The 21,404-nt window shown below is 67.5% G+C and carries 25 protein-coding genes; 16 read left to right on the forward strand and 9 right to left on the reverse strand.

The window, feature by feature from the left end; genetic code table 11:
* Nucleotides 1-165: 165 nt before the first annotated feature.
* Nucleotides 166-858: a helix-turn-helix domain-containing protein gene (locus DFR43_RS04225; RefSeq protein WP_245988825.1), complete on the forward strand. Its 693-nt coding sequence runs from the start codon at nucleotides 166-168 to the stop codon at nucleotides 856-858.
* Nucleotides 855-1,202 carry an Hpt domain-containing protein gene (locus DFR43_RS04230; protein ID WP_133596124.1) on the forward strand — a complete coding sequence of 116 codons (348 nt, stop codon included), beginning with the start codon at nucleotides 855-857 and terminating at the stop codon, nucleotides 1,200-1,202. The genes DFR43_RS04225 and DFR43_RS04230 overlap by 4 nt, the downstream gene beginning before the upstream one ends.
* A 19-nt stretch (nucleotides 1,203-1,221) precedes the next feature.
* Here the strand turns inward: DFR43_RS04230 and DFR43_RS04235 are convergent, their stop codons facing one another.
* Nucleotides 1,222-1,710, reverse strand: coding sequence for a YqaA family protein (locus DFR43_RS04235; RefSeq protein WP_133596125.1), 489 nt, complete (start codon nucleotides 1,708-1,710; stop codon nucleotides 1,222-1,224).
* A 138-nt stretch (nucleotides 1,711-1,848) separates the two neighbouring features.
* Here DFR43_RS04235 and dusB point away from each other — a divergent pair, with 138 nt between their 5' ends.
* Genes dusB through purH form a run of 3 tightly spaced genes read left to right on the forward strand, consistent with a single transcriptional unit; the run spans nucleotide 1,849 to nucleotide 4,759 of the window.
* Nucleotides 1,849-2,865 carry a tRNA dihydrouridine synthase DusB gene (gene dusB, locus DFR43_RS04240; protein ID WP_133596126.1) on the forward strand — a complete coding sequence of 339 codons (1,017 nt, stop codon included), beginning with the start codon at nucleotides 1,849-1,851 and terminating at the stop codon, nucleotides 2,863-2,865.
* On the forward strand, nucleotides 2,862-3,101 hold the full coding sequence (locus DFR43_RS04245) for a helix-turn-helix domain-containing protein (protein ID WP_133596127.1): 240 nt from the start codon (nucleotides 2,862-2,864) through the stop codon (nucleotides 3,099-3,101). Before dusB ends, DFR43_RS04245 begins: the two co-directional genes overlap by 4 nt.
* 56 nt (nucleotides 3,102-3,157) lie before the next feature.
* Nucleotides 3,158-4,759 (forward strand): bifunctional phosphoribosylaminoimidazolecarboxamide formyltransferase/IMP cyclohydrolase, encoded by a 1,602-nt coding sequence (gene purH / locus DFR43_RS04250; RefSeq protein ID WP_133596128.1) that lies wholly within the window; start codon nucleotides 3,158-3,160, stop codon nucleotides 4,757-4,759.
* A gap of 81 nt (nucleotides 4,760-4,840) precedes the next feature.
* Here purH and DFR43_RS04255 read toward each other — a convergent pair whose 3' ends face one another.
* Together DFR43_RS04255 and DFR43_RS04260 are read right to left on the reverse strand one after the other, a co-directional pair.
* On the reverse strand, nucleotides 4,841-5,635 hold the full coding sequence (locus tag DFR43_RS04255; RefSeq protein WP_133596129.1) for an SAM-dependent methyltransferase: 795 nt from the start codon (nucleotides 5,633-5,635) through the stop codon (nucleotides 4,841-4,843).
* Complete coding sequence (locus DFR43_RS04260; RefSeq protein ID WP_133596130.1) at nucleotides 5,632-6,237, reverse strand: Maf family nucleotide pyrophosphatase; 606 nt, start codon at nucleotides 6,235-6,237, stop codon at nucleotides 5,632-5,634. The genes DFR43_RS04255 and DFR43_RS04260 overlap by 4 nt, the downstream gene beginning before the upstream one ends.
* Before the next feature lie 55 nt (nucleotides 6,238-6,292).
* Between DFR43_RS04260 and DFR43_RS04265 the strand changes: the two genes are divergently transcribed.
* Genes DFR43_RS04265 through DFR43_RS04290 form a run of 6 tightly spaced genes read left to right on the forward strand, consistent with a single transcriptional unit; the run spans nucleotide 6,293 to nucleotide 12,447 of the window.
* Nucleotides 6,293-6,670 carry a Rieske (2Fe-2S) protein gene (locus DFR43_RS04265; protein WP_133596131.1) on the forward strand — a complete coding sequence of 126 codons (378 nt, stop codon included), beginning with the start codon at nucleotides 6,293-6,295 and terminating at the stop codon, nucleotides 6,668-6,670.
* Nucleotides 6,671-6,678: 8 nt separating this feature from the next.
* Nucleotides 6,679-7,644 (forward strand): S49 family peptidase, encoded by a 966-nt coding sequence (locus tag DFR43_RS04270; protein WP_133596132.1) that lies wholly within the window; start codon nucleotides 6,679-6,681, stop codon nucleotides 7,642-7,644.
* Nucleotides 7,645-7,649: 5 nt separating this feature from the next.
* Nucleotides 7,650-8,873: an FAD-dependent monooxygenase gene (locus DFR43_RS04275; protein ID WP_281276366.1), complete on the forward strand. Its 1,224-nt coding sequence runs from the start codon at nucleotides 7,650-7,652 to the stop codon at nucleotides 8,871-8,873.
* Between the two features lie 46 nt (nucleotides 8,874-8,919).
* Nucleotides 8,920-9,924, forward strand: a complete 1,005-nt coding sequence (locus DFR43_RS04280) for a Bug family tripartite tricarboxylate transporter substrate binding protein (RefSeq protein WP_211338597.1) — start codon at nucleotides 8,920-8,922, stop codon at nucleotides 9,922-9,924.
* Between the two features lie 10 nt (nucleotides 9,925-9,934).
* Complete coding sequence (locus tag DFR43_RS04285) at nucleotides 9,935-11,524, forward strand: thymidine phosphorylase family protein (protein ID WP_133596133.1); 1,590 nt, start codon at nucleotides 9,935-9,937, stop codon at nucleotides 11,522-11,524.
* On the forward strand, nucleotides 11,518-12,447 hold the full coding sequence (locus DFR43_RS04290; RefSeq protein WP_425471072.1) for a ribose-phosphate diphosphokinase: 930 nt from the start codon (nucleotides 11,518-11,520) through the stop codon (nucleotides 12,445-12,447). Before DFR43_RS04285 ends, DFR43_RS04290 begins: the two co-directional genes overlap by 7 nt.
* Before the next feature lie 14 nt (nucleotides 12,448-12,461).
* Here DFR43_RS04290 and kynA read toward each other — a convergent pair whose 3' ends face one another.
* The 4 genes from kynA to DFR43_RS04310 form a co-directional block, all read right to left on the reverse strand.
* Entirely contained in the window at nucleotides 12,462-13,352 is an 891-nt protein-coding gene (kynA, locus tag DFR43_RS04295; RefSeq protein WP_133596135.1) for a tryptophan 2,3-dioxygenase, read from the reverse strand.
* Between the two features lie 27 nt (nucleotides 13,353-13,379).
* Entirely contained in the window at nucleotides 13,380-14,663 is a 1,284-nt protein-coding gene (kynU, locus tag DFR43_RS04300) for a kynureninase (protein ID WP_133596136.1), read from the reverse strand.
* Nucleotides 14,664-14,667: 4 nt separating this feature from the next.
* On the reverse strand, nucleotides 14,668-15,306 hold the full coding sequence (gene kynB, locus DFR43_RS04305) for an arylformamidase (RefSeq protein WP_133596137.1): 639 nt from the start codon (nucleotides 15,304-15,306) through the stop codon (nucleotides 14,668-14,670).
* Between the two features lie 78 nt (nucleotides 15,307-15,384).
* Nucleotides 15,385-16,887: a potassium/proton antiporter gene (locus DFR43_RS04310; protein WP_133596138.1), complete on the reverse strand. Its 1,503-nt coding sequence runs from the start codon at nucleotides 16,885-16,887 to the stop codon at nucleotides 15,385-15,387.
* A 93-nt stretch (nucleotides 16,888-16,980) separates the two neighbouring features.
* Here DFR43_RS04310 and msrA point away from each other — a divergent pair, with 93 nt between their 5' ends.
* Entirely contained in the window at nucleotides 16,981-17,517 is a 537-nt protein-coding gene (msrA, locus tag DFR43_RS04315; protein WP_133596139.1) for a peptide-methionine (S)-S-oxide reductase MsrA, read from the forward strand.
* Nucleotides 17,518-17,544: 27 nt separating this feature from the next.
* A complete protein-coding gene (locus tag DFR43_RS04320; protein WP_133596140.1) occupies nucleotides 17,545-18,507 on the forward strand; it encodes an AEC family transporter in 963 nt (320 codons plus the stop codon).
* 28 nt (nucleotides 18,508-18,535) lie between these two features.
* Here DFR43_RS04320 and DFR43_RS04325 read toward each other — a convergent pair whose 3' ends face one another.
* A complete protein-coding gene (locus DFR43_RS04325) occupies nucleotides 18,536-19,018 on the reverse strand; it encodes a hypothetical protein (protein WP_133596141.1) in 483 nt (160 codons plus the stop codon).
* A gap of 2 nt (nucleotides 19,019-19,020) precedes the next feature.
* A complete protein-coding gene (locus DFR43_RS04330) occupies nucleotides 19,021-19,581 on the reverse strand; it encodes a GNAT family N-acetyltransferase (RefSeq protein WP_133596142.1) in 561 nt (186 codons plus the stop codon).
* A 121-nt stretch (nucleotides 19,582-19,702) separates the two neighbouring features.
* On the opposite strand from DFR43_RS04330, the gene rpsP reads away from it, so the two are divergent.
* The 3 genes from rpsP to trmD are packed head-to-tail and all read left to right on the forward strand — an operon-like array spanning nucleotide 19,703 to nucleotide 21,386.
* The gene (rpsP, locus tag DFR43_RS04335) at nucleotides 19,703-19,963 is read left to right on the forward strand and encodes a 30S ribosomal protein S16 (RefSeq protein WP_133596143.1); all 261 of its coding nucleotides are present in this window, start codon (nucleotides 19,703-19,705) and stop codon (nucleotides 19,961-19,963) included.
* Between the two features lie 15 nt (nucleotides 19,964-19,978).
* On the forward strand, nucleotides 19,979-20,563 hold the full coding sequence (rimM, locus tag DFR43_RS04340) for a ribosome maturation factor RimM (RefSeq protein WP_133596144.1): 585 nt from the start codon (nucleotides 19,979-19,981) through the stop codon (nucleotides 20,561-20,563).
* A gap of 22 nt (nucleotides 20,564-20,585) precedes the next feature.
* The gene (gene trmD / locus DFR43_RS04345) at nucleotides 20,586-21,386 is read left to right on the forward strand and encodes a tRNA (guanosine(37)-N1)-methyltransferase TrmD (protein ID WP_133596145.1); all 801 of its coding nucleotides are present in this window, start codon (nucleotides 20,586-20,588) and stop codon (nucleotides 21,384-21,386) included.
* The last annotated feature ends 18 nt before the right edge of the window (nucleotides 21,387-21,404 follow it).

A 21,404-nucleotide genomic window follows, 5' to 3' on the forward strand; every position in this document is an offset into this window, starting at 1 on the left:
CAAAGCCCGTATACATCGGCGCCTCCAGACTCATCTGCTTCATGTCGCTATTGTCCCATCCCGGCAGTCTGGCAGGAAGGTTTTGCAGACCTTCCTTAGCAGAATGCAACAGAATTATTACAATTTCGGTTGTATTTCATAACCCGCTTGTTGCAGAATGACGCCATGAACAAGCTGCCCCCACATGCCGACATGTCTTCCGACAGCTACTACACCACGCTGGAGGTGGCCAAAATCCTGGGCATGGCCGTGCGTTCGGTGCAACTGATGGTGGACCGAGGCGACTTGCAGGCCTGGAAAACCCCGGGGGGGCATCGGCGGATCACCCGGGAATCGCTGGAGCGCTGGATTCAGGGCAGCCGGGCCGGCGTCACCGGCGTGGCGGCTTTGCACGGCACGGCCCCTGAAGGCCGAAGCGCCCGCCGCCGGGTGGCCGTGCATGTGCCGCGCATCCTGCTGATCGAAGACTCATCCCATTTCCAGAACCTGGTGGCGATGCTGGTCAAGCAGCGCTTTCCGTCGGTGGACCTGCACATCGCGCACGATGGCATCACCGGCCTGGTCTCGTTCGGTCACCTGCAACCGGACTTGATCATCGTGGACATCCTGCTGCCGGGCATCGACGGTGCGACCATGATCACCGGGCTGCGCCGCCATGCCTTGTTCGGTCAGTGCAAGTTGATCGTCCTGACGGCGCTGGACGAGGATCAGCGGGCCCCCTATGCGTTTGCGCTCGATGGGGTGCCCGTGGTGCACAAGCCGCGGCTGGTGCAGGCCTTGCCCCCGTTGATTCAGGAAGCCATGGCACACCTGCTGCCGCAGGACGCGCCGTCCGATCGGCCCGACGCAGACGCATGACCGGCTGTTTGCCCGAGGGCTTGTCGGCCCCTGAGCGGGAGGCCGTGTCTCGCTATTTCGAGGGCGATGCCCAACTGTTCATCGCATTCAGAGCGTCCTGCCTGACCCAGTTCCGGCAGGACTTCTCCGCGGCCGAGCATGCGCTGGCCACAGCCGATCGGGCCGCATTGCGGCGCATTGTCCACAGCCTCAAGAGCGTGTGCCTCACTTTGGGGCAGGCAGACTTGTCGGCGCAGGCCAGGCGGCTGGAGGCCGAGGTGCCCATGGCGGCCTGGGCCGATGTGGAGGCGGGCTGGCGCCGCTTGCAGCAAGGCATGCGCGCGGCCTGGGCGATTCCGGACTGAGCGGCCGGCTTGCGCGCGCTCAGTGCGTGCCGAACCAGTCGCCGGGCAACAGCCACAGCAGGGCGGCCGTCATGATCAGGTAGCGCAGGAATTTGCCGATGGCCATGTACACCATGCACGGCAGCAGTGGGAATTTGAGCCATCCCGCCACCGCGCACAGCGGGTCGCCCACGGCAGGCAGCCAGCTCAACAAGCAGGCTTTGGGGCCGAACCGCTCCAGCCAGTCCAGCGCCTTCAGATGGGTGGGTGAGCCACGGGCTTTGTCGATCGCCTGGTGAGCGCCATAGCCCATGGCCCAGCTCACCACGCCTCCCAGGGTATTGCCCACCGTGGCCACCAGAATGGCGGGCCAGAACAGGTCGGGGTTGAGCTTGACGAGGCCGAACAGCACGGGCTCTGATCCCATGGGCAACAGGGTGGCCGAGATGAACGCCACCACGAATACCGTGCTCAGCCCGTACTGGGGCAGGCTCAGAGTATCCAGCAGTGACCACAACCAGGCTTCCATGGGCCGCGAGTATAGGCAGCCCAGGTAACGGGATGGTGGCAAGGTTACAATCGTGCACAAAATTTCAGCATCCGTTGGTCGGCAGCGGGCCGCAGGCCCTGTGCCATGCGCCCGGGTGCTTTTGTTTTCGGCTCCCCGATGCAACTTGGTCCCTTTTTGCTGCCCAACCACCTGTTCGTGGCCCCCATGGCCGGGGTGACGGATCGGCCCTTTCGCCGCTTGTGCAAGCGGCTGGGGGCGGGCTATGCGGTCAGCGAGATGGTCACCTCCCGGCCCGAGCTGCGCGACAGCCTGAAAACCTCGCGCCGCGCCAACCACGCTGGCGAGCCCGGCCCGATTGCGGTGCAAATCGCCGGCACCGATGCCGACATGATGGCCGAGGCCGCCCGTTACAACATCGAGCGCGGCGCCCAGATCATCGACATCAACATGGGCTGCCCGGCCAAGAAGGTCTGCAACAAATGGGCCGGCTCTGCCCTGATGCAGGACGAGGCGCTGGCCATCGGCATCATCGAAGCCGTGGTGCGCGCTTGCCAGCCGCATGGCGTGCCCGTTACCCTGAAAATGCGCACTGGCTGGTGCCAGAGCGCCAAGAACGCGCCGGTGCTGGCCCGTGCCGCCGAAAGCGCTGGCGTGCAGATGCTCACCATCCATGGCCGCACGCGCGAGCAGGGTTACAAAGGGCAGGCCGAGCACGACACGGTGGCAGCCATCAAGGCCAGCGTGCGCATTCCCGTGGTGGCCAACGGCGACATCGACAGCCCCGAAAAGGCCCGCGATGTGTTTGCGATCACCGGCTGCGATGCCGTCATGATCGGCCGCGCTGCGCAGGGGCGGCCCTGGCTGTTCCGCGAGGTGGCGCACTTTTTGGCCACGGGCGAGCATCTGCCGCCGCCTACGGTGGCCGAGCTGCGCCAATGGCTGCTGGACCATCTGCACGATCACTACGACCTCTACGGCGAGTACACGGGCGTGCGCACCGCCCGCAAGCACTTGGGCTGGTATGCCCGTTGCCTGCCGGGTTCTGCCGCGCGCGCGGCGTTGTTCCGTGAAGCCATCAACCGCAGCGAAAGCTGCGAGACCCAATTGCAGTGCGTGCGCGCCTTTTTCGACGAGTCCGCGCGCGACGACGAACTTCTGACCCTGGCCGCATGAGCGCTCCCCCTCTTTCCGACTGCGTCAAGGCCAATATCGAGGCCTATTTCAACGACCTGGACGGCACCGAGCCGGCCCACATGCACGACATGCTCATGCGGGCCGTCGAAAAACCCCTGCTCGAAGTGGTGATGGCGCGCGCCCAGCACAACCAATCCCGGGCCGCCCAGTGGCTGGGGCTCAACCGCAACACCCTGCGCAAAAAGCTGCTGGAGCACGGCCTGTTGCCAGACTGACTCTGCCGGGCGCCCGTCCGTTTTTTCTTTTCTTGACTCTACGCAAGGCCATCCCGATGAAAGCTCTCCTCTCGGTCTCTGACAAAACCGGCGTGCTCGACCTGGCGCGCGAACTGCACGCGCTGGGCGTGCAGCTCATCTCCACCGGCGGCACCGCCAAGCTGCTGGCCGACCACGGCCTGCCCGTGACCGAAGTGGCCGATGTCACCGGCTTTCCCGAAATGCTGGATGGCCGCGTCAAGACCCTGCACCCCATGGTGCACGGCGGCCTGCTGGCGCGCCGCGACCTGCCCGAGCACATGGCGGCGTTGCAGCAGCACGGCATTGGCACCATCGACATCCTGGTGGTCAACCTCTACCCCTTCGAGGCCACCGTGGCCCAGCCCGGTTGCACGCTGGCCGACGCGATCGAGAACATCGACATCGGCGGCCCGGCCATGGTGCGTTCCGCCGCCAAGAACTGGAAGCACGTGGCCGTGCTGACCGACGCCAGCCAATACCCCATCGTCGTGGCCGAGCTCAAAGACGGCGGCCAGGTCAGTGACCTGACCCGCTTCCAACTGGCCGTGGCCGCCTTCAACCGCATCAGCAACTACGACGCCGCCATCAGCGACTACCTCTCGGCCGTGGACGTCAGCGCCGGGGTGCCGGCAGACACCGCCGAACCTCGGCGCCTGTTGTTCCCCGGCCAGAGCAACGGCCGTTTCGTGAAGGTGCAGGACCTGCGCTACGGCGAAAACAGCCACCAGCAGGCCGCTCTGTACCGCGACCTCTACCCGGCGCAGGGCTCGCTGGTCACGGGCTTGCAACTGCAAGGCAAGGAATTGAGCTACAACAACATCGCCGATGCCGACGCGGCCTGGGAATGCGTCAAGAGCTTTGACACGCCGGCCTGTGTGATCATCAAGCACGCCAACCCCTGCGGCGTGGCGGTGGGCGCGAACCCGCTGCAGGCCTACAGCAAGGCGTTCCAGACCGATCCGACCAGCGCCTTCGGTGGCATCATCGCTTTCAACCGGACGCTGGACGGCGAAGCCGCCAACGCCGTGGCCAAGCAGTTCGTGGAGGTGCTGATTGCGCCGGACTTCACCCCCGAAGCGCTGGCCGTCTTCCGCCCCAAGACCAATGTGCGCCTGCTCAAGATTGCCCTGCCTCAAGGCAGCGGACAGGCCGATGGTGCGCACGGCCGCAATGCCATCGACATCAAGCGCGTGGGTTCGGGCCTGCTGCTGCAAACCGCCGACAACCACGACATCACGCTGGCCGATTTGAAGGTCGTCACCGTCAAGCAGCCCACCCCCGAGCAACTGGACGATCTGCTGTTCGCCTGGAAGGTGGCCAAGTACGTGAAGTCCAATGCCATCGTGTTTTGCAAAGGCGGCATGACGATGGGGGTGGGCGCCGGGCAGATGAGCCGCCTGGACTCCGCCCGCATCGCCAGCATCAAGGCCGAGCATGCGGGCCTGAGTCTGCAAGGCACGGCCGTGGCCTCCGATGCGTTTTTCCCGTTCCGCGACGGCCTGGATGTGGTGGTCGATGCCGGGGCTTCGTGCGTCATCCAGCCGGGTGGATCGATGCGTGACCAGGAGGTGATCGACGCGGCCAACGAGCGTGGCGTGGCCATGGTGTTTACCGGAGTGCGTCACTTCCGGCATTGATGGGCGTTGGCGGTGGTTCTGGGTGGGGCACGGCCCGCGGGCCTCACCCTCGGCTCGCCCACCCACAGACCCTCGAACGACTCATCGCCCCACCAAAAACACCGCCGGCAAGTCCAGCGGCAACCTGGGTGCCCGTTGTTTCCACTCGGCCACCGTGGCGCTGAACACCGCCTGCTGCGGCAGCGTGACTCCACAACACACCGCCAGCCGGGTGGCCGGTTTCAGCGTGGCCAACAGCCCTTGGAGCAACGCCTCGTTGCGGTAGGGTGTCTCGATGAACAGCTGCGTCTGTCCGGTTTTCTGCGCCACCGCTTCCAGTGCCCGTACCCGTTGGGCCCGTGCCGTTGCTTCCTGGGGCAGATAGCCCACAAACGCAAAGTGCTGGCCGTTGAGTCCACTGGCCGCCAGCGCCAGCATCAGCGACACCGGGCCCACCAGCGGCACGACCGGCACCCCCAGCGCATGGGCGGCCCGCACCACCGAAGCCCCTGGGTCAGCCACCGCGGGCATGCCCGCTTCGCTGATCAGCCCCATGTCTCGCCCCGCCACCGCCGCTGCCAGCAGGGGGCGAGCGTCGAACCGCGTGCTTGGGTCGTGATCCCCCTGCTTATGAACGTGCCGGGGCAGTTCGGCGATGTGCTGCGCTTGCAACGGCGCGGCCAGCGGATGGCGGGTCTGCACCCGTTTGAGGAAGGCACGGGCGCTCTTGGCGTTTTCCGCGATCCAATGGGTCAGCCCCGCGGCGGTGGCCAACGTGCGCTCGGGCAGGCAGTCCGAGAGGCTGGCATCGGCGTCGATGCCGAAATCCAGCGGGGTGGGTACGAGAAACAGGCGCCCCGGGCGCGGGCCCGATTGGGCAGCAGGCGTGGGGGTCACGGCAGTTCCAGTCCGGCTTGGCGCAGCAGGTGCGCGGTGCGAATCAGCGGCAGACCAATCAGCGCGGTCGGGTCGTCGTTGTCGATGCGTTCGAGCAAAGCGATGCCCAGGCCCTCGCTTTTGGCGCTGCCAGCGCAGTCGTAGGGCTGCTCGGCGCGCAGGTAGCGTTCGATGGTGGCGTCGTCTAGCGTTCGGAAACGCACGGCCACCGTGGCCCGTTCGCAGCGCTCGAAGCCCATGTCGGCGCAGGCCACGGCCACGGCGGTCTCAAAGCGCACGGTCTGGCCGCTCATGCGGCGCAGTTGCTCGGTGGCGCGCTCGTGATTCCCCGGCTTGCCCAAGGGCTGCCCGTGGAGGTCGGCCACTTGGTCGCTGCCGATGACGATGGCCTGTGGGCGCAGCGCGGCCACGGCCCGCGCCTTGGCCAGTGCGAGGCGCTGGGCCAAGGCGGCCGGGGCCTCTCCGGGCAGGGGCGTTTCGTCCACCTGTGAAGCCAGCACCTCGAAAGGCAGCCCCAAGCGCTGCAGCAGTTCGCGCCGGTAGCGCGAGGTCGAGCCCAGCACCAGGGGGCGGCGGGCTGTGGAAGTGGGGGTCGCATGCATGCCCATATTGTCCGGATTTTTCGTGACGGGCGGGTTTGCGCTACTGTTGAGGGTGATGAAGCCCCCGCAGCCCGATCTTCATGCCCTGTGCCACAGCCACGACCTGGTCGATGGCGGTCTGGCCTGCCCGTTCGACGTGGTCTACGGCGGTCAGACCTGCCGCGCATTTGCCATCCGCTACCAGGGGGTGGTTCACGCGTATCTGAACCGTTGCAGCCATGTGGCCATGGAAATGGACTGGCGCCCCAATCACTTCTTCGATTTGACCGGGCACCGGCTGGTGTGCGCCTCGCACGGGGCATTGTTTCGGCCCGATACCGGCGCCTGCGTCGGTGGGCCGGGGCGCGGGCCGCTGATCAAGATCGAGGTGCTGGAGCACGATGGGGTGGTGTTCTGGCGGTCACAATACAACCTTCAACCGGTGTCTTTCTGAGAGCACGCATGCAAGACTTTCCTTCGACCGACAAAGAAAAACCGTCTGCTGGCTGGGAGCGGGAGACGATCGAAAAACTCGTCTTCGCCACGCTGGCGGAGCAACGTGCGGCACGGCGCTGGCGCATCTTTTTCCGGCTGCTGTGGTTGGGACTGCTGGCGGCGCTGATCGGGCTGGTCTATCGCGACGTGGCACCCACGGGGGCGGCCACCAAGCCCCACACCGCGCTCATCGAGGTGCGTGGCACGATTGCCGCCGACGCCGAGGCCAGCGCCCAGACCATCGTCGCCTCGCTGCGCTCGGCATTCGAGGACCCCGGCGCCCAAGGGGTGGTGCTGCTCATCAACTCCCCCGGTGGCAGTCCGGTGCAGGCAGGCATCATCGCCGACGAAATCCACCGCCTCAAAGCCCTGCACGACAAGCCCATCCATGCCGTGGTGGAGGAAACCTGCGCCTCGGCGGCCTACTACATCGCTTCGGCGGCCGACAACATCTATGTGGACAAAGCCAGCATCGTCGGCAGCATTGGGGTGATGATGAACGGCTTTGGCTTCACCGAACTGATGGACAAGATCGGCGTGGAGCGCCGGCTCATGACGGCGGGCGAGAACAAGGGTTTCATGGACCCGTTCAGCCCGCAGACCGAGGCCCAGATGCGCCACGTGCAGGAAATGCTCGATGACATTCACCAGCAGTTCATCGAGGTGGTACGCCGTGGCCGGGGCGAGCGGCTGCAGGAGTCGCCCGAGATTTTCAGCGGCCTGGTGTGGAGCGGGCAGCGCGCCGTCACGCTCGGGCTGGCCGACGATCTGGCCAGTCTGGAGCAGGTGGCCCGTGACGTGATCCAGGCCGAAGAGATCATCGACTACACCCAGCGCGAGAACGTGGCCCAACGGCTGGCCCGGCGGTTTGGCGCCGGCGTGGGCGAAAGTGCCCTGCACACCTTGCGCGACTGGGGCTGGGTGCTGCGTTGAGCGCGGTGGCGCCTGTTCATCAGCCGCGCACGGCGGATGTGCTGATCGCCGGCGGCGGCATGGCCGGCCTGGCGGCGGCCCTGGCCATGCGCCGGGCGCAACCGGCGCTGCAAGTGGCCTTGCTGGAGCAGGCCGATGCCTTCTCGGAGGTGGGCGCTGGCATCCAGCTGGGCCCCAATGCGGTGCGCGTGCTGCGCGACTGGGGGCTGGATGACGGTCTGCGGGCGGTGGCGGCGTATCCCTCCCACTTGAGCGTGCGGGATGTCCGTGAGGGCCGTGAACTGGGGCGCTTGCGCCTGGGCGAGCGGGCCGAGCAGCGCTACGGCGCCCCCTATGCGACCATCCACCGCGCCGATTTGCACCGCCTGCTGCTCGATGCGGTGCAGGCCGAAGGCGGGGTGCGGTGCCAGTTGCAGGCGCGCCTGGAGACGGTGCAGTCCACGCCGGCTGGCGTGCAGGTGACGACGCAGGATGGGGCCGATTGGCAGGCCAGCGCCCTGCTGGGCTGCGATGGCCTCTGGAGCCGGGTGCGGGAACAGGTTTGGGGCGATCCGGCCCCCGCATTCAGTGGTCATCTGGCCTATCGCGGCATGGCGCGGATAGCCGATCTGTCTGGGGCGGAGGTGGCCTCGGCGGTGGGGGCGTGGCTGGGGCCACGCATGCATGCGGTGCACTACCCGGTGCGCGGCGGGGAGTGGCTCAATGTGGTCGTGGTGGTGCATGGTCCGCGGCCCGCCGACCCCGCCGGCTGGGACCATCAGGCCCATGCGCAGGCGCTGCAGGCCGCCGTGGGCCGGGTGGCGCCGGATCTGCAGCGGGTGTTGCAGGCCGTGCCGTCGTGGCGGCTTTGGCCGCTGTGTGGGCGCTCGCCAGTGGCCGGCCCGCATGCCATGGCGCGCGACAACGTGGCCCTGCTGGGCGATGCAGCCCACCCCATGCGACCGTATCTGGCGCAGGGGGCCGCGATGGCGCTGGAAGACGCCTGGGTGCTGGGCCGGTTGATGGCAGCGGCCTCATCGCTGCCTGTCGATTGGCCGGCGTTGCTGCAACGCTGGGCCGCCTGCCGCTGGCGGCGCTGTGCCTGGGTGCAGGCCCGATCCCAGCGCAACGGCACCATCTTTCACGCCCAGGGAGTGCTGCGCTGGGGCCGGGACACGGCGATGGCCTGGTTGGGCGAGCGCCTGCTCGACGTGCCGCGCCTGTACGCGGGCCCGCCAGCCCCTGGTTGATCGGTTATGGTTGAGGGTGATCACCCCTTTGAACAGGAGACGACGCATGCAGACATCTTCCCACCCCTTGTTTCAGACCGGCCGTCGCCGGATCGTTCAAGCCCTGGCCGCAGGTCTGGGCCTGGGCATGGCCGGTGGCCTGGCCTGGGCCCAAGCTGGCTGGCCAAACCGGCCACTGCGCCTGCTGGTCGGCTTCCCGCCCGGTTCCTCCCCGGATCTCATGGCCCGCGCCATTGCCGAGCCGCTGGCCCAGGCCCTGGGGCAGCCGGTGGTGGTGGAAAACCGCCCTGGCGCGGGTGGCAATGTGGCCGCCGATGCCGTGGCCCGCGCCGACGATGGCCACACGCTGGGGCTGATGATCAATGGCAACATGACCATCGCCAAGATCCTCAATCCCGCCACGCCCTACGACCCGCTGACCGACCTGGCGCCCGTCTCGCTGCTGGCCACGGCGCCGCTGGTGCTGACCGCTGGCGCCCAGGTGCCCGGGGAGGGCGCCGCTGTGCTGGCTGCGGGCCGCCAGGCCGGCGCGCGCTGGAACTACGGCACGCCCGGCGTGGGGACGGTGGCCCACATCGGCATGGAGATGCTCAAAGGCGCCGCAGGGTGGCAGGCGGTTCACGTGCCATACCCGGGCAATCCGCAAGTCATCAATGCCATGATCCAGGGGGATGTGCAGGTCGCGCTCCTGCCGCCGGGGCTGGCCATGCCGCAGGTGCAGGCGGGGCGTCTGAAGGCCGTGGGCTTGACCTCGGCGGGGCGCAGCGCGCTGGTGCCCCAGGTGCCCAGCCTGGCTGAATTGGGTCTGCCGGGTTTCCAACTGGAGATCTGGAACGCGGTGGCCGCGCCGGCCCGCATGAATCCGGCCCATATTCAGCGCGTTTCGGCGGCGCTGGCCGAGATCGTGCGCCGCCCCGAGATTCGCGAAAAACTTTTCGCCCAGGGCTGGCAGGTGGCCGGCACCTCGGCCGAGGGCCTGGCCAACCGCGTGCGCACCGACACCGCCCGCATGCGCGAGGTGATCGAGCGCAACCAAATCCGCCCGCAGTGACCGCAGCGCCATGACTTCGCACAGCAGCCCCGAAGCCGCCGCGGCACAGGTGGCGGCCGGTGATGGCGGACTGCGGTTGCGCCGCGTCGCCATTGACACCTACCGCGAAAACGTGGCCTATCTGCACCGCGATTGCGCCATCTACCGCGCGGCCGGGTTTCAGGCCCTGTCCAAGGTCGAGGTGCGTGCCAACGGCCGGCGCATCCTGGCCACGCTCAACGTCACCTCCGACCCGCGCATCGTGCAGTGCCACGAGCTGGGCCTGTCCGAAGACGCTTTTGCCCAGATGGGCGTCGAGCCGGGGCACCCGGCCTTCGTCGCGCAGGCCGAGCCGCCGGCGTCGATCGCTGCGCTGCACCGCAAGATCCACGGCGAGCGCCTGAGCCGGGAGGACTTTCACGCCATCGTGCGCGACATCGCCGAGCACCGCTACTCCAAGATCGAGTTGTCGGCTTTCGTGGTGGCCACCCATCGGGGCGAGTTGGACCGTGAGGAGGTCTTTTTCCTCACGGAAGCGATGATTGCCAGTGGCCGGCGGGTGGATTGGCGCGAGCGACTGGTGGTGGACAAGCATTGCATCGGCGGCATACCGGGCAACCGCACGTCGATGCTGGTGGTGCCGATCGTGGCGGCGCACGGACTGGTGTGTCCCAAGACGTCCTCGCGCGCCATCACCTCGCCGGCGGGCACGGCCGACACCATGGAGGTGCTGGCGCAGGTCGAACTGCCATTCGATCGGCTGGGCGAGATCGTGCGCGAGCATCGGGCTTGCCTTGCCTGGGGAGGCACGGCCGATCTGTCGCCCGCCGACGATGTGCTGATTTCGGTCGAACGCCCGCTGTCGCTCGATTCGCCCGGGCAGATGGTTGCCTCGATCCTCAGCAAAAAGGTCGCGGCCGGCTCCAACCATCTGGTGCTCGACATTCCGATCGGCCCCACGGCCAAGGTGCGCTCCATGCCCGATGCGCAGCGGCTGCGTCGCTTGTTTGAATACGTGGCCCACCGCCTGGGCCTGTCGCTGGACGTGGTCATCACCGATGGCCGGCAACCCATCGGCCATGGCGTGGGGCCCATGCTGGAGGCGCGCGACGTGATGCGCGTGCTGCAAAACCATCCGCTGGCGCCCCAGGATCTACGCCAGAAATCGCTGCGCCTGGCGGGCCGCCTGCTGGAGTGCGATCCCGATATCCGTGGCGGTGACGGCTACGCGATCGCCCGCGACATCCTCGATTCCGGGCGGGCGCTGGAGAAGATGCTCGCCATCATCGCGGCGCAGGGCGCGCACCCATTCGATCCCGAGCATCCCGCGCTGGGCGCGCTCACCTTCGAGGTGCAGGCCGAGCGCGACGGCGTCGTCACCGGCATCGACAATCTGCAAATCGCCCGCATCGCCCAACTGGCCGGTGCCCCGAAGGTGCAAGGCGCCGGGGTGGACCTGATGCGCAAGCTGGGCGACCCGGTCAAAGCCGGTGACGTGCTGTACCGGGTTCATGCCGCCTATCCCTCCGACCTGGCCTTTGCCCGCCAGGCCAGCCAGCGCGATGCGGCTTACCGCATCGGCACGCCGGCCGAGGTCCCTCGTGTGTTCGTGGAATTCTGAACGTGTCTGCGCCTGCCTTGCTGCTTGGTTTCGATGACGAATCGGCCCCCGTCACCCGGCTGGCCGAAGCCGGAGGCTGGCCGGTGGCGACCGTGCAACGGCACCGCTTCCCCGATGGGGAGTTGCGCCTGCGTCTGCCCGAGCCATTGCCCCCGCGTGTGGTGGTGTACCGCAGCCTGCATCGGCCCAACGAGAAGCTGGTGGAACTGCTGCTGGTGGCCCGCCACGCCCGTCAGGCCGGGGTGGGGCATCTCACGCTGGTGGCCCCCTACCTGGGCTACATGCGGCAGGATATGGCGTTTCAGCCCGGCGAGGTGGTCAGCCAACGCATCGTCGGCGCCTGGCTGGCAGACCTGTTCGATGCCGTGATCACGGTCGATCCGCACCTGCACCGGGTCGCCACCCTGGCTGAAGCCGTGCCGGTGGCCCAGCCGGTGGTGCTCAGCGGCGCCCCGGCGCTGGCCGACTGGATTGCCCGACAGCGCCCAGGGGCGCTGCTGCTGGGGCCAGACGAGGAATCGGCGCAATGGGTGGCCCAGGCCGCCCGGCGGCACGGCAACGACAGCGCGGTCTGCCGCAAGGTACGGCACGGGGACCGTTCGGTGCGCATCGAGTTGCCCGACAGGGCCTGGGCCGGGCGGCAGGTGGTGATCCTCGACGACGTGGCCAGCACCGGGCACACTGTGGCGCAAGCCGCGCGCCTGTTGCGCGAAGCCGGCGCCGTTTCGGTGGACGTGGCCGTCACGCACGCGCTGTTCGCAGGCGATGCCCTGGACGTGCTGCATGCCGCTGGTGTCGGCGCGGTCTGGAGCACCGACTGCATCACGCACCCTTCCAACGTGGTGTTCATGGCCGCTGCGTTGGCCGCCGCCCTGCAAGGCGTGCTGGACGCCCCGGCGCTGCCCATGATGCCGCCGGCCTGAGCCGCTGGCCGGCGTCAGAGGTCGGTGCGCAGTTTCCAGATTTCGGGGAACAGCACCACGTCCAACATCTTGCGCAGATAGGCGGTGCCACTGGTGCCGCCCGTGCCGCGCTTGAGGCCGATCACCCGCTCCACCGTCGTCAGGTGCCGGAAGCGCCAGAGACGAAATGCGTCTTCCAGGTCGGTGAGTTCTTCGCCGAGTTGGTACAGGTCCCAGTGCTGCTCGGGCTGGCGGTACACCTGCAGCCAGGCTTGCTCCACCGCTTCGCTTTCCACGTAGGGCTGGCGCCAGTCGCGCTCGGCGTGCGTAGCCGGGATCGCCAGGCCCCGCCGCGCCAACAGGCGCAACGCCTCGTCATAGAGGGAGGGAGCCTCGTAGGCCGCCTGTACCTGGGCCAGCAGGTCGCTGCGGTGGGCGTGGGGCTTGAGCATGGCGGCGTTCTTGTTGCCCAGCGCGAATTCGATGCAGCGGTATTGGTAGCTCTGAAAGCCGCTGGATTGCGCCAGATAGGGCCGGATCGCGCTGTACTCCGGGGGCGTCATGGTGGCCAGCACGTCCCAGGCGTGCACCAACTGCTCCATGATGCGGCTGACCCGGGCCAGCATCTTGAACGCGGCCGGCAGCTGGTCCCGCGCCACGCAGGCCACGGCGGCGCGCAACTCGTGCAACATCAGCTTCATCCACAACTCGCTGGTCTGATGCTGGATGATGAACAGCATCTCGTTGTGGTCTGGCGACAGGGGCTTCTGGGCGTTGAGGATGGCATCGAGCTGCAGATAGTCACCGTAGCTCATGGCGCGGCTGAAATCGAGCTGGGCCTTTTCCTCGTGGACGATGGCCTCTGCCGTGCCGGGGGCATGGAAGGGACAGGCGTGCGTTTCGGGAGGCGATGGTTGAGGGCTCATGAGGGGCTTTCGCGTGGCGGGACGGTGTCAGGTCACGGCGTGCTGGCGGTGGAATTCGGGGCGTTGCCACTCGCCGCTGTCCAGCACCTGCCGCAAGTGCTCCACGGCGTGCCAGACGTCGGCATGGCTGAGGTACAGCGGCGTGAAGCCAAAGCGCAGGATGTCGGGCTGCTGATCGTCGCCCGCGCGAAAATCGCCGATCACGCCGCGCGCGATCAAGGCCTGCACGATGGCATAAGCCCCCGTCTGCCGGCTCAGGCACACTTGCGAGCCGCGCTGGGCGTGGCTACGCGGCGTGACCAGTTCCAGACCGTGGCCGGCGCAACGCTCTTCCACCAGGTCGATGAACAGGTCGGTCAGCGCGAGGGATTTGGCGCGCAGCGCGGCCATGCCGCCCAACGGTTCGGCAGCGAGCACGGTGTCCACGCCGCATTCGAGCGCCGCCAGGCTGATGATGGGCTGCGTGCCGCACAAGAACCGACCGATGCCGGGGGCCGGCTGGTAGTTGGGCGTGAAAGCAAACGGGGCGGCGTGGCCCCACCAGCCAGCCAAGGGCTGCCACAGGTCGGGGCCGAGCGCGGCCGCATGGCGGGGATGCAGCCAGGCAAAGGCCGGAGCGCCTGGGCCGCCGTTGAGGTATTTGTAGCCGCAGCCCACGGCGAAATCGGCATTCGCGCCGTTGAGGTCCACCGGCACGGCCCCGGCGCTGTGGGCCAGGTCCCACACGGTCAGGGCCCCAGCGGCGTGCGCGGCGGCGGTGATGCCCGCCATGTCGTGCATGGCGCCGGTGCGGTAGTTCACGTGGGTGAGCATGAGCACGCCGGTGTTGCCGCCCAGGCAGCCGGGCAGTTCGGCCGCATCGATGAGTCGCAGCGTCCAGCCGTGCTGACGGCACAGCGCTTCGGCGATGTACAGGTCGGTGGGGAAGTTGCTGCGCTCGCTGACGATGGTGCGGCGCTCGGGTGCCCGGCGCTGCTGCAAGGCCATGGCCAGGCTCAGCACCTTGAACAGGTTGACCGAGGTGCTGTCGGTGGCCACGGTTTGCCCCGGGCCGGCACCGATGAGGCGGCCGATCTTGTCGCCGATGCGCTGCGGCCATTCGAACCATCCGGCGGTGTTCCAACTGCGGATCAGCCCCACCCCCCATTCCTCTTGCACCACGGCCTGCACGCGTGCGGCGGTGGCGCGAGGCATCACCCCGAGCGAGTTGCCGTCGAGGTAAATCACTCCCTCGGGGATGTGGAACAGCGCCCGCAGGGGCGACAGGGGGTCACGGGCGTCGAGCGCCTGGCAGTCTGGCAAAGTGGTCATGGGTTCAGTCCAGGGTGCGCAGCACCGCCCGCACAGGGCTGGCGTCTGCGGTCATGAGTTTGAGGGGCAGGGCGATGAGTTCGTAGTCACCTTCGGGCACGGCGTCCAGGCACAGGTTTTCCAGCACCCGCATGTCGCGCCGGCGGATGACTTGGTGGCTGTCCAGCGTCTTGCTGTCGGCCGGGTCGATGCTGGCGGTGTCGATGCCGACGAGCTTCACGCCCCGGTCGGCCAGCCGTTCCAGCAATTCGGGGTCGAAGGCGGTCAATGCCGGGTCCCAGCGGTCGGCGGGCATGTGCGCATAGGTGCGGACGAGCACCCGCGCCGGCAGGGTGGCCTCATCGGGCAGGGCATGGCAGACATGGTGCCATTGCACCAAAGGCCGCACGCCAATCGCATGCACCACCCGGCACAGGCCCAGATACGGTTCCAGCGCCACCGCGCCAATCGAGGCGCCTTGCGGGTCGTAGTGCAGCGGGGCGTCTGCGTGCGCGCCCGCGTGCGGCGTGGTGGTGATGGCGCTGACGTTGACCGGGCAGCCAGGGCCGATTCGGGCCACCCACGTCTGGGCGTAGGCGGTGTCGCCCGGAAAGACCGGCGTGCCCGGACCGACAGGCGGCGAAATGTCGATCACGGTAGGCATGGCCGGAAGGTAGCACCGGCCCGCGGCCCGTGGTGTCGGTTATTTGCAACAGTGGATGAAAAATAGTTGAGGCCTCAATCAATCGGCGGTGGCTTCGGGGCTTTCCAGCAGCCGGATGCCCACCCGCACGATGGCGCCATCCTCCATGGACCGCACGCTGAGTTCGGCGTGACCCAGCGTGGCGTGATCGCCTTCCACCGGGGGACGCTCCAGCGCCTGGGTCAGCCATTCGGCCACGCTCTGGTGCCCCGGTTCAGTCAGGGGCCAGCCATAGAAGCCGCAGAGGTCGGCCATGCGGGTGTGGCCGGGCACTTCGAAATCGCCAAAGACTTCGCGCGCGCGCGCCGTGTCAGCGGCATCCGGCAAGGCCACGCCGGCACGTCGTGCGCTCCAAGGAATGGTAGACCCCTGCAGCACCAGCGATGCCAGCACCACGATCAAGGCCACATTCGTGTAGGCCTTGGCCCCCTCGATGCCCGCCATGACCGGAAACACCGCCAGCACGATGGGCACCGCGCCGCGCAAGCCCACCCAGGAGATGAAGGCCATTTCGTGCCTCGTGAAGCGCAGCGGCTTGAGGCACAGCCAGACCGAGATCGGGCGTGCCACCAGCATCAACACCGCCGCCACGCCCAAGGCCGGCCACAAGGTGCGCAGCGCTTCCGTGGGAGTGACCAGCAATCCCAGCATCAGGAACATCGCCGCTTGGGAAAGCCAGGCGAAACCGTCCATGGCCGACAGCGCGGGCGTGACGCTTTGCGGCGCCCGGTTGGCCACGAGCACGCCAAACACATAGACCGCCAAAAACCCCGATCCGCCCACCCAGGTGGTGAAGGCAAACACGCTCAGGCCGGCCGAAGTCAGCAGCAGGGCCCGCACGCCGCCGCTGGGCCGTGCCCACAGCGTCAGCCGCCGCAGCAGCAAGGCAAAGCCCCAGCCCGCCCCCAGCCCGATCGCTACGCCCCAGCCAAACTGCAACACCAGGCTCCACAGCGGCCACCACCAGGCCAATTCCGGCGCCCAGCCGTGCGCCGCATTCACGATCCAGCCGATCAGCGCCAGCGTGAGAAAGACCGCCATCGGGTCGTTCATGCCGGATTCGATCTCCAGCGTGGCCGCCACGCGCTCATTGAGCCGCACCCCCGAGGACTTGAGCAGCGAGAACACCGCTGCCGCGTCGGTGGAGCCGACGATGGCCCCCAGTAGCAACGCCATCTGCCAGCTCAGGCCCAGCAGCCAGTGGGCCGCGATGCCCGTGATGGCCGCGCTGACCAGCACGCCCACCGTGGCCAGCCACAGCGCAGGCTTGAGTCCGGTGCGGAACGTGCTGTGGTGGGTGCGCAGGCCGCCGTCCAGCAGGATCACGGCCAGCGCCACGTTGCCCACCCAGAAGGCGAGCTTGTAATCCTCGAACACCACGCCGCCGGGCCCGTCCTCGCCCAGCAACATGCCGGCCACCAGAAACACCAGCAGAAAAGAAAAGCCCAATCGGGCCGAAAACATGCCCGCCAGCAGGCTGACGAACACCAACGCGGCAGCCACCAGCAGGGGAATGGCCAGGAAATCTAGCGAAAGCATCATAGGTGCAGTACCCTAGCAGAATTCAGGCCCTTCGCCGGTGTGGGGGTTGCGCATCCCGCGGTTCGAGGGCCCGTGTTTTGCCAGGAGTCGCGCATGGAACATTCAGAAACCGTGGTGTTGGCCGGCGGTTGTTTTTGGTGTGTGGAGGCCGTATTCGATCAGGTGCGTGGCGTGCTCGATGTCGAATCCGGCTACAGCAACGGCCAGACGCCAGCGCCCACCTACGAAGCGGTGTGCGCCGGCGACACTGGGCATGCCGAAGTGGTGCGCGTGGTGTTCGACCCTGCCGTCATCGGGCTGCGGCAGATCCTGGAGATTTTCTTTGCCGTGCACGACCCCACCACCCCCAATCGGCAGGGCGCCGACGTGGGCACCCAATACCGCAGCGGCATCTACTGGACCCGGCCGGAGCAGGCCGAGGTGGCCCAGGCGTTGATCGACGAATTGCAAGCGCAGGGGGTGTTCGACGCGCCCATCGTCACGGAAGTGGCGCCCCTGCGCAACTACCACCGCGCCGAAGACGAACACCAGGATTTTTTTGCCCGTCATCCTTTCCACGGATACTGCATGGCGGTGGCCGCGCCCAAGGTGCGCAAGTTGCGGCAGGTCTTTGCCGAATGGGCCAAGTGAGTCCGCAGCACTCGCTACACTTGCCCGGTGAACGTTGCCGACCATCCCGTCTTTCAGTCCCTCACCCCGGTCTTCCTGCTCATTGGTGTCGGTTTCCTCGCCGGCCGGCGCCAGTGGATACGCGGCGACGCGGTCAAGGACCTGTCCAATCTCGTTTTCCTGTTGCTGATCCCGGCGCTGCTGTTTCGCACCATGAGCACGGTGCGCCTGGACGAACTCGACCTCACGCCGATCGCGGCCTATTTCCTCGCTGCTGGCCTGCTCTTGGCGCTGAGCATCGCTTGGCGCGGATTCAACTGCCGCAGCGTGGTGATGGCGCTGGCCGGCACTTTCAGCAACATGGTGATGATTGGCATCACCCTGGTGGGGTTGGCCTACGGACAGGAAGGACTGGTGACGCTGCTCACGCTGGTGTCGGTCCATGCACTCATTCTGCTCACCGCAGGCGCCATCGTGCTGGAATTGGCGGCGGCCCGCGAAGCCCGGGACCGGGGTGGCGACGCTCCCCATCTGTGGCAGACGGCCTGGTCGGCCATCAAAGGGTCGGTGATCCACCCGATCCCCCTGCCCATCGTCTGTGGGCTGTTGTTTGCGCAAACCGGCCTCACCCTGCCCACGGTGGTGGACAAGCCGCTGCAATTGCTGGGCAGCGCCTTCGGCCCGCTGGCGCTGGTGCTGGTGGGCGTGAGCCTGGCCGCCACGCCGCTGGCAGGCCACTGGCGCATGGCCTTGTGGCTGTCCGTCAGCAAGAACCTGCTGCTGCCTGTGCTGGTGGGCCTCAGCGCCTGGGCATTCGGCATCACCGGGCTGGCGCTGGTGGTGATGGTGGTGGCCGCCGGGCTGCCCACCGGCGCCAATGTGTTCCTGTTCGCGCAGCGCTACCGGGTGGTCGAAGACCTGACCACCGCCACCATGGGCATGTCCACCGCCTTGTCGCTGCTCACGCTCAGCGCGGTCATGCTGGTCATGTCCTGGCTGGTGCCGGTCTGAGGCGCGTGGGGCAGTGCAAGGTGCGCCATCACTGGCTCAGCTTCAGGCCTTCCTCGATCTGGTATTCGAAGTAGCGCTGAAACCCGAACGCCAAGCCCGAAATCAGCGCGATGGCCCCCAACATCAGCGCCAGCACCAGGGCGCCGATGGTCAGCCAGTTGGTGGAGCCGGCCGGCGATTCGGGCGGATGCCCGGGATTGTGTGTCGCGTTCCACTGCTCTGGCGTGGCCAGGGCATACAGGATGCCGGTGAGGCAGGCCGCCGCGATGCTGAAGCCGAGCAAGGGCAGCAGCAGCCACGAGAGCTTGTCGTCCTGGCCATAGGCAAACACCCGATCCACGCCCCACAGGCCCAGGGCGGTCGCGATCACGTGCGCCCAGACCCACACGTCCAGCCAGCCGTGCAGGTACAGTCGGTGCCAGCCAAAGGCGCCGCCCACGAACGCCAGCCAGGCAGCGACAGTCTTGTTGCGGGGTTTGCGGGTGGGGGCAGAGAGGGAACTCGTCGTCATGGTCAGGTCTGTGCGGCGGTGGCCGAAAAAGTTCCATCCGTGACCGACGGCGGCGTGCTGCCGCCTGGGCCCAGGGCGCGTTCCATGAGCACGATGTCCAGCCAGCGCCCCAGCTTCCAGCCGCTGGCGGCCATGGTGCCGGCATGGGCAAAGCCCAACGCCCGGTGCAGGCCGATGGACCCTTGGTTGGCCGAATCCCCGATCACGGCCACCATCTTGCGCATGCCGGCGCTTTCGCAGCAGCGCAGCAGTTCGGCCAGCAGCGCACGACCCAGCCCACGGCCTTCCATGCCAGGGGCCAGGTAAATCGAGTCCTCGGCGCAATAGCGAAAAGCGTCCCGAGGCCGGAACCAGTTGGCATAAGCGTAGCCCTGGACGCGGCCATCGACCTCCACGACCAGCCAGGGCAGGCCTTTGCTGAGCACATCGCTGCGGCGTTGCGCCATTTCAAGCGCGGAGGGCGGGGCGGTTTCAAAGGTGGCGGTGCCGTGCAGCACGTGGTGGGCATAGATCGAGGCGATGGCATCGATGTCGGCGTCGCTGCTCGGGCGGATGAGGATCATGGCTTGTGCTCAGAAGTGGGCGAGGGTTATAATGCGCGGTTTGCAACGTTTCGCTGGCCGGGTGGTCAGTCGTGTGTCTCAGGCGTTGCGAAAATTCCCTCTACCACCCGAAGGATAAATCATGGTCGTGATTCGACTCTCCCGCGGCGGCGCCAAGGCCCGTCCGTTCTACAACATCGTCGTGGCCGACAAGCGCGCCCGTCGTGACGGCCGCTTCATCGAGCGCATCGGCTTTTACAACCCCCTGGCCAAGGGCGGTGAGGAGCCCCTGCGCATCGCTCAGGACCGCCTGACCTACTGGATGGGCGTGGGTGCCACCCCGTCCGACACCGTGGCCCGCCTGATCAAGCAAGCCGCCAAAGCCGCGCCGGCTGCGGCCTGATCCGCGCGAGTCCGCATGGCCCTGGTGCCTGGCTTGAGTCCCGCGCCTCTGCCGCCTGATGCGGTGGAGGTGGGGCGGATTCAAGAGGCCTGGGGCATCAAAGGCTGGGTGCGCCTGCACCCTTACAGCGCCGCCCCTGACGCGCTGTTCCATGCCTCTCGCTGGTATCTTGCGCCACCCGAAGGGCGCTACGCCCGGGGCTTCGATGCCTTTGTCGGCACCGTGGCGGTGGATGTGCAGCACGTCAAAGTCCATGGCGATGGCCTGGTGGCCCAGCTCGACGCCGTGGCCGACCGCAATGCGGCCGAATCGCTCAAAGGCGCGCGCATTTTCATCGCGCGGGCCGATTTCCCCGAAACCGACGACCCGGACGAGTTTTACTGGGTGGATCTCATTGGCCTGTCGGTGGTCAATCGGCAGGGCGTGATGCTGGGGACGGTTCGCGACCTCATGCCCACCGGCCCCCATGCCGTGCTGGTCCTCGAATACGAGGCCGAGGGTCAGATGCAAGAGCGTCTCATTCCCTTCGTCTCGGCGTATGTGGATGCGGTGGACCAAGCCGCGCGCCGCATCACCGTGGATTGGCAGCCGGACTACTGAGTCGAATCCGGCGGCCCGCGTCATGCGCTTCGACGTCATCACCCTGTTTCCCGAATTGTTCGGGCCGTTTTTGCAGCATGGCATCAACCGGCGTGCGTTTGCCAGCGGGCAGGTGGACGTGCGCTTGTGGCCGCTGCGCGACTACGCCGAGGGCAATTACCGCCGCGTCGATGACCGCCCGTTTGGCGGCGGGCCGGGCATGGTCATGCTGGCCGATCCGCTGGCGCGTTGCTGGCAGGCGGTGCGCGAGCAGCGCCAGGCCGAAGGGGCACCGCCAGCGCCCACCGTGCTGTTCTCGCCGCTGGGCCGCCGCATGGACCATGCGCTGGTGGCTCGCGAAGCCCAAGGCCCCGGCGCCATCCTCGTGTGCGGCCGCTACGAGGGCATCGACCAGCGTTTCATCGACCAGTGCGTGGACGTGCAGATCAGCCTGGGTGACTTTGTTCTCTCAGGCGGCGAGGTGGCGGCCATGGCCTGGCTCGATGCCGTGGCGCGGCTGCAGCCCGGCGTGCTCAATGACGCCGGCAGCCACCAACAAGACAGCTTCAATCCAGCGCTCGACGGCCTGCTGGACTGCCCGCACTACACCCGGCCCGAAGTGTGGCAAGGCCCGCGTGGCCAGGCCGCCGTACCGCCCGTGCTGCTTTCCGGGCACCACGGACAGATCGAGCAGTGGCGCCGGCGCGAGCGGCTGTCACTGTCGGCCCGCCTGCGCCCCGAATTGATCGACCAAGCCCGTGCCGCAGGCCGCCTTTCCCCAGACGATGAGCGCTGGCTCGCCTTGCTGCAGACGGCTGCCTCCAGGCAGGGTCCGAACCATTGATCTCCACGCTGAGGGTCT

The sequence above is a fragment of the Tepidicella xavieri genome (assembly GCF_004363315.1).
GTDB classification, from domain to species: Bacteria; Pseudomonadota; Gammaproteobacteria; order Burkholderiales; family Burkholderiaceae_C; genus Tepidicella; species Tepidicella xavieri.

Coding starts and splice junctions, on each gene's coding strand:
- DFR43_RS04225 (WP_245988825.1), top strand. CDS start 166: ATGAACAAGCTGCCCCCACATGCCGACATGTCTTCCGACAGCTACTAC.
- DFR43_RS04230 (WP_133596124.1), top strand. CDS start 855: ATGACCGGCTGTTTGCCCGAGGGCTTGTCGGCCCCTGAGCGGGAGGCC.
- DFR43_RS04235 (WP_133596125.1), bottom strand. CDS start 1,710: ATGGAAGCCTGGTTGTGGTCACTGCTGGATACTCTGAGCCTGCCCCAG.
- dusB (WP_133596126.1), top strand. CDS start 1,849: ATGCAACTTGGTCCCTTTTTGCTGCCCAACCACCTGTTCGTGGCCCCC.
- DFR43_RS04245 (WP_133596127.1), top strand. CDS start 2,862: ATGAGCGCTCCCCCTCTTTCCGACTGCGTCAAGGCCAATATCGAGGCC.
- purH (WP_133596128.1), top strand. CDS start 3,158: ATGAAAGCTCTCCTCTCGGTCTCTGACAAAACCGGCGTGCTCGACCTG.
- DFR43_RS04260 (WP_133596130.1), bottom strand. CDS start 6,237: ATGCATGCGACCCCCACTTCCACAGCCCGCCGCCCCCTGGTGCTGGGC.
- DFR43_RS04265 (WP_133596131.1), top strand. CDS start 6,293: ATGAAGCCCCCGCAGCCCGATCTTCATGCCCTGTGCCACAGCCACGAC.
- DFR43_RS04270 (WP_133596132.1), top strand. CDS start 6,679: ATGCAAGACTTTCCTTCGACCGACAAAGAAAAACCGTCTGCTGGCTGG.
- DFR43_RS04280 (WP_211338597.1), top strand. CDS start 8,920: ATGCAGACATCTTCCCACCCCTTGTTTCAGACCGGCCGTCGCCGGATC.
- DFR43_RS04285 (WP_133596133.1), top strand. CDS start 9,935: ATGACTTCGCACAGCAGCCCCGAAGCCGCCGCGGCACAGGTGGCGGCC.
- kynA (WP_133596135.1), bottom strand. CDS start 13,352: ATGAGCCCTCAACCATCGCCTCCCGAAACGCACGCCTGTCCCTTCCAT.
- kynU (WP_133596136.1), bottom strand. CDS start 14,663: ATGACCACTTTGCCAGACTGCCAGGCGCTCGACGCCCGTGACCCCCTG.
- kynB (WP_133596137.1), bottom strand. CDS start 15,306: ATGCCTACCGTGATCGACATTTCGCCGCCTGTCGGTCCGGGCACGCCG.
- DFR43_RS04310 (WP_133596138.1), bottom strand. CDS start 16,887: ATGATGCTTTCGCTAGATTTCCTGGCCATTCCCCTGCTGGTGGCTGCC.
- msrA (WP_133596139.1), top strand. CDS start 16,981: ATGGAACATTCAGAAACCGTGGTGTTGGCCGGCGGTTGTTTTTGGTGT.
- DFR43_RS04325 (WP_133596141.1), bottom strand. CDS start 19,018: ATGACGACGAGTTCCCTCTCTGCCCCCACCCGCAAACCCCGCAACAAG.
- DFR43_RS04330 (WP_133596142.1), bottom strand. CDS start 19,581: ATGATCCTCATCCGCCCGAGCAGCGACGCCGACATCGATGCCATCGCC.
- rpsP (WP_133596143.1), top strand. CDS start 19,703: ATGGTCGTGATTCGACTCTCCCGCGGCGGCGCCAAGGCCCGTCCGTTC.
- rimM (WP_133596144.1), top strand. CDS start 19,979: ATGGCCCTGGTGCCTGGCTTGAGTCCCGCGCCTCTGCCGCCTGATGCG.
- trmD (WP_133596145.1), top strand. CDS start 20,586: ATGCGCTTCGACGTCATCACCCTGTTTCCCGAATTGTTCGGGCCGTTT.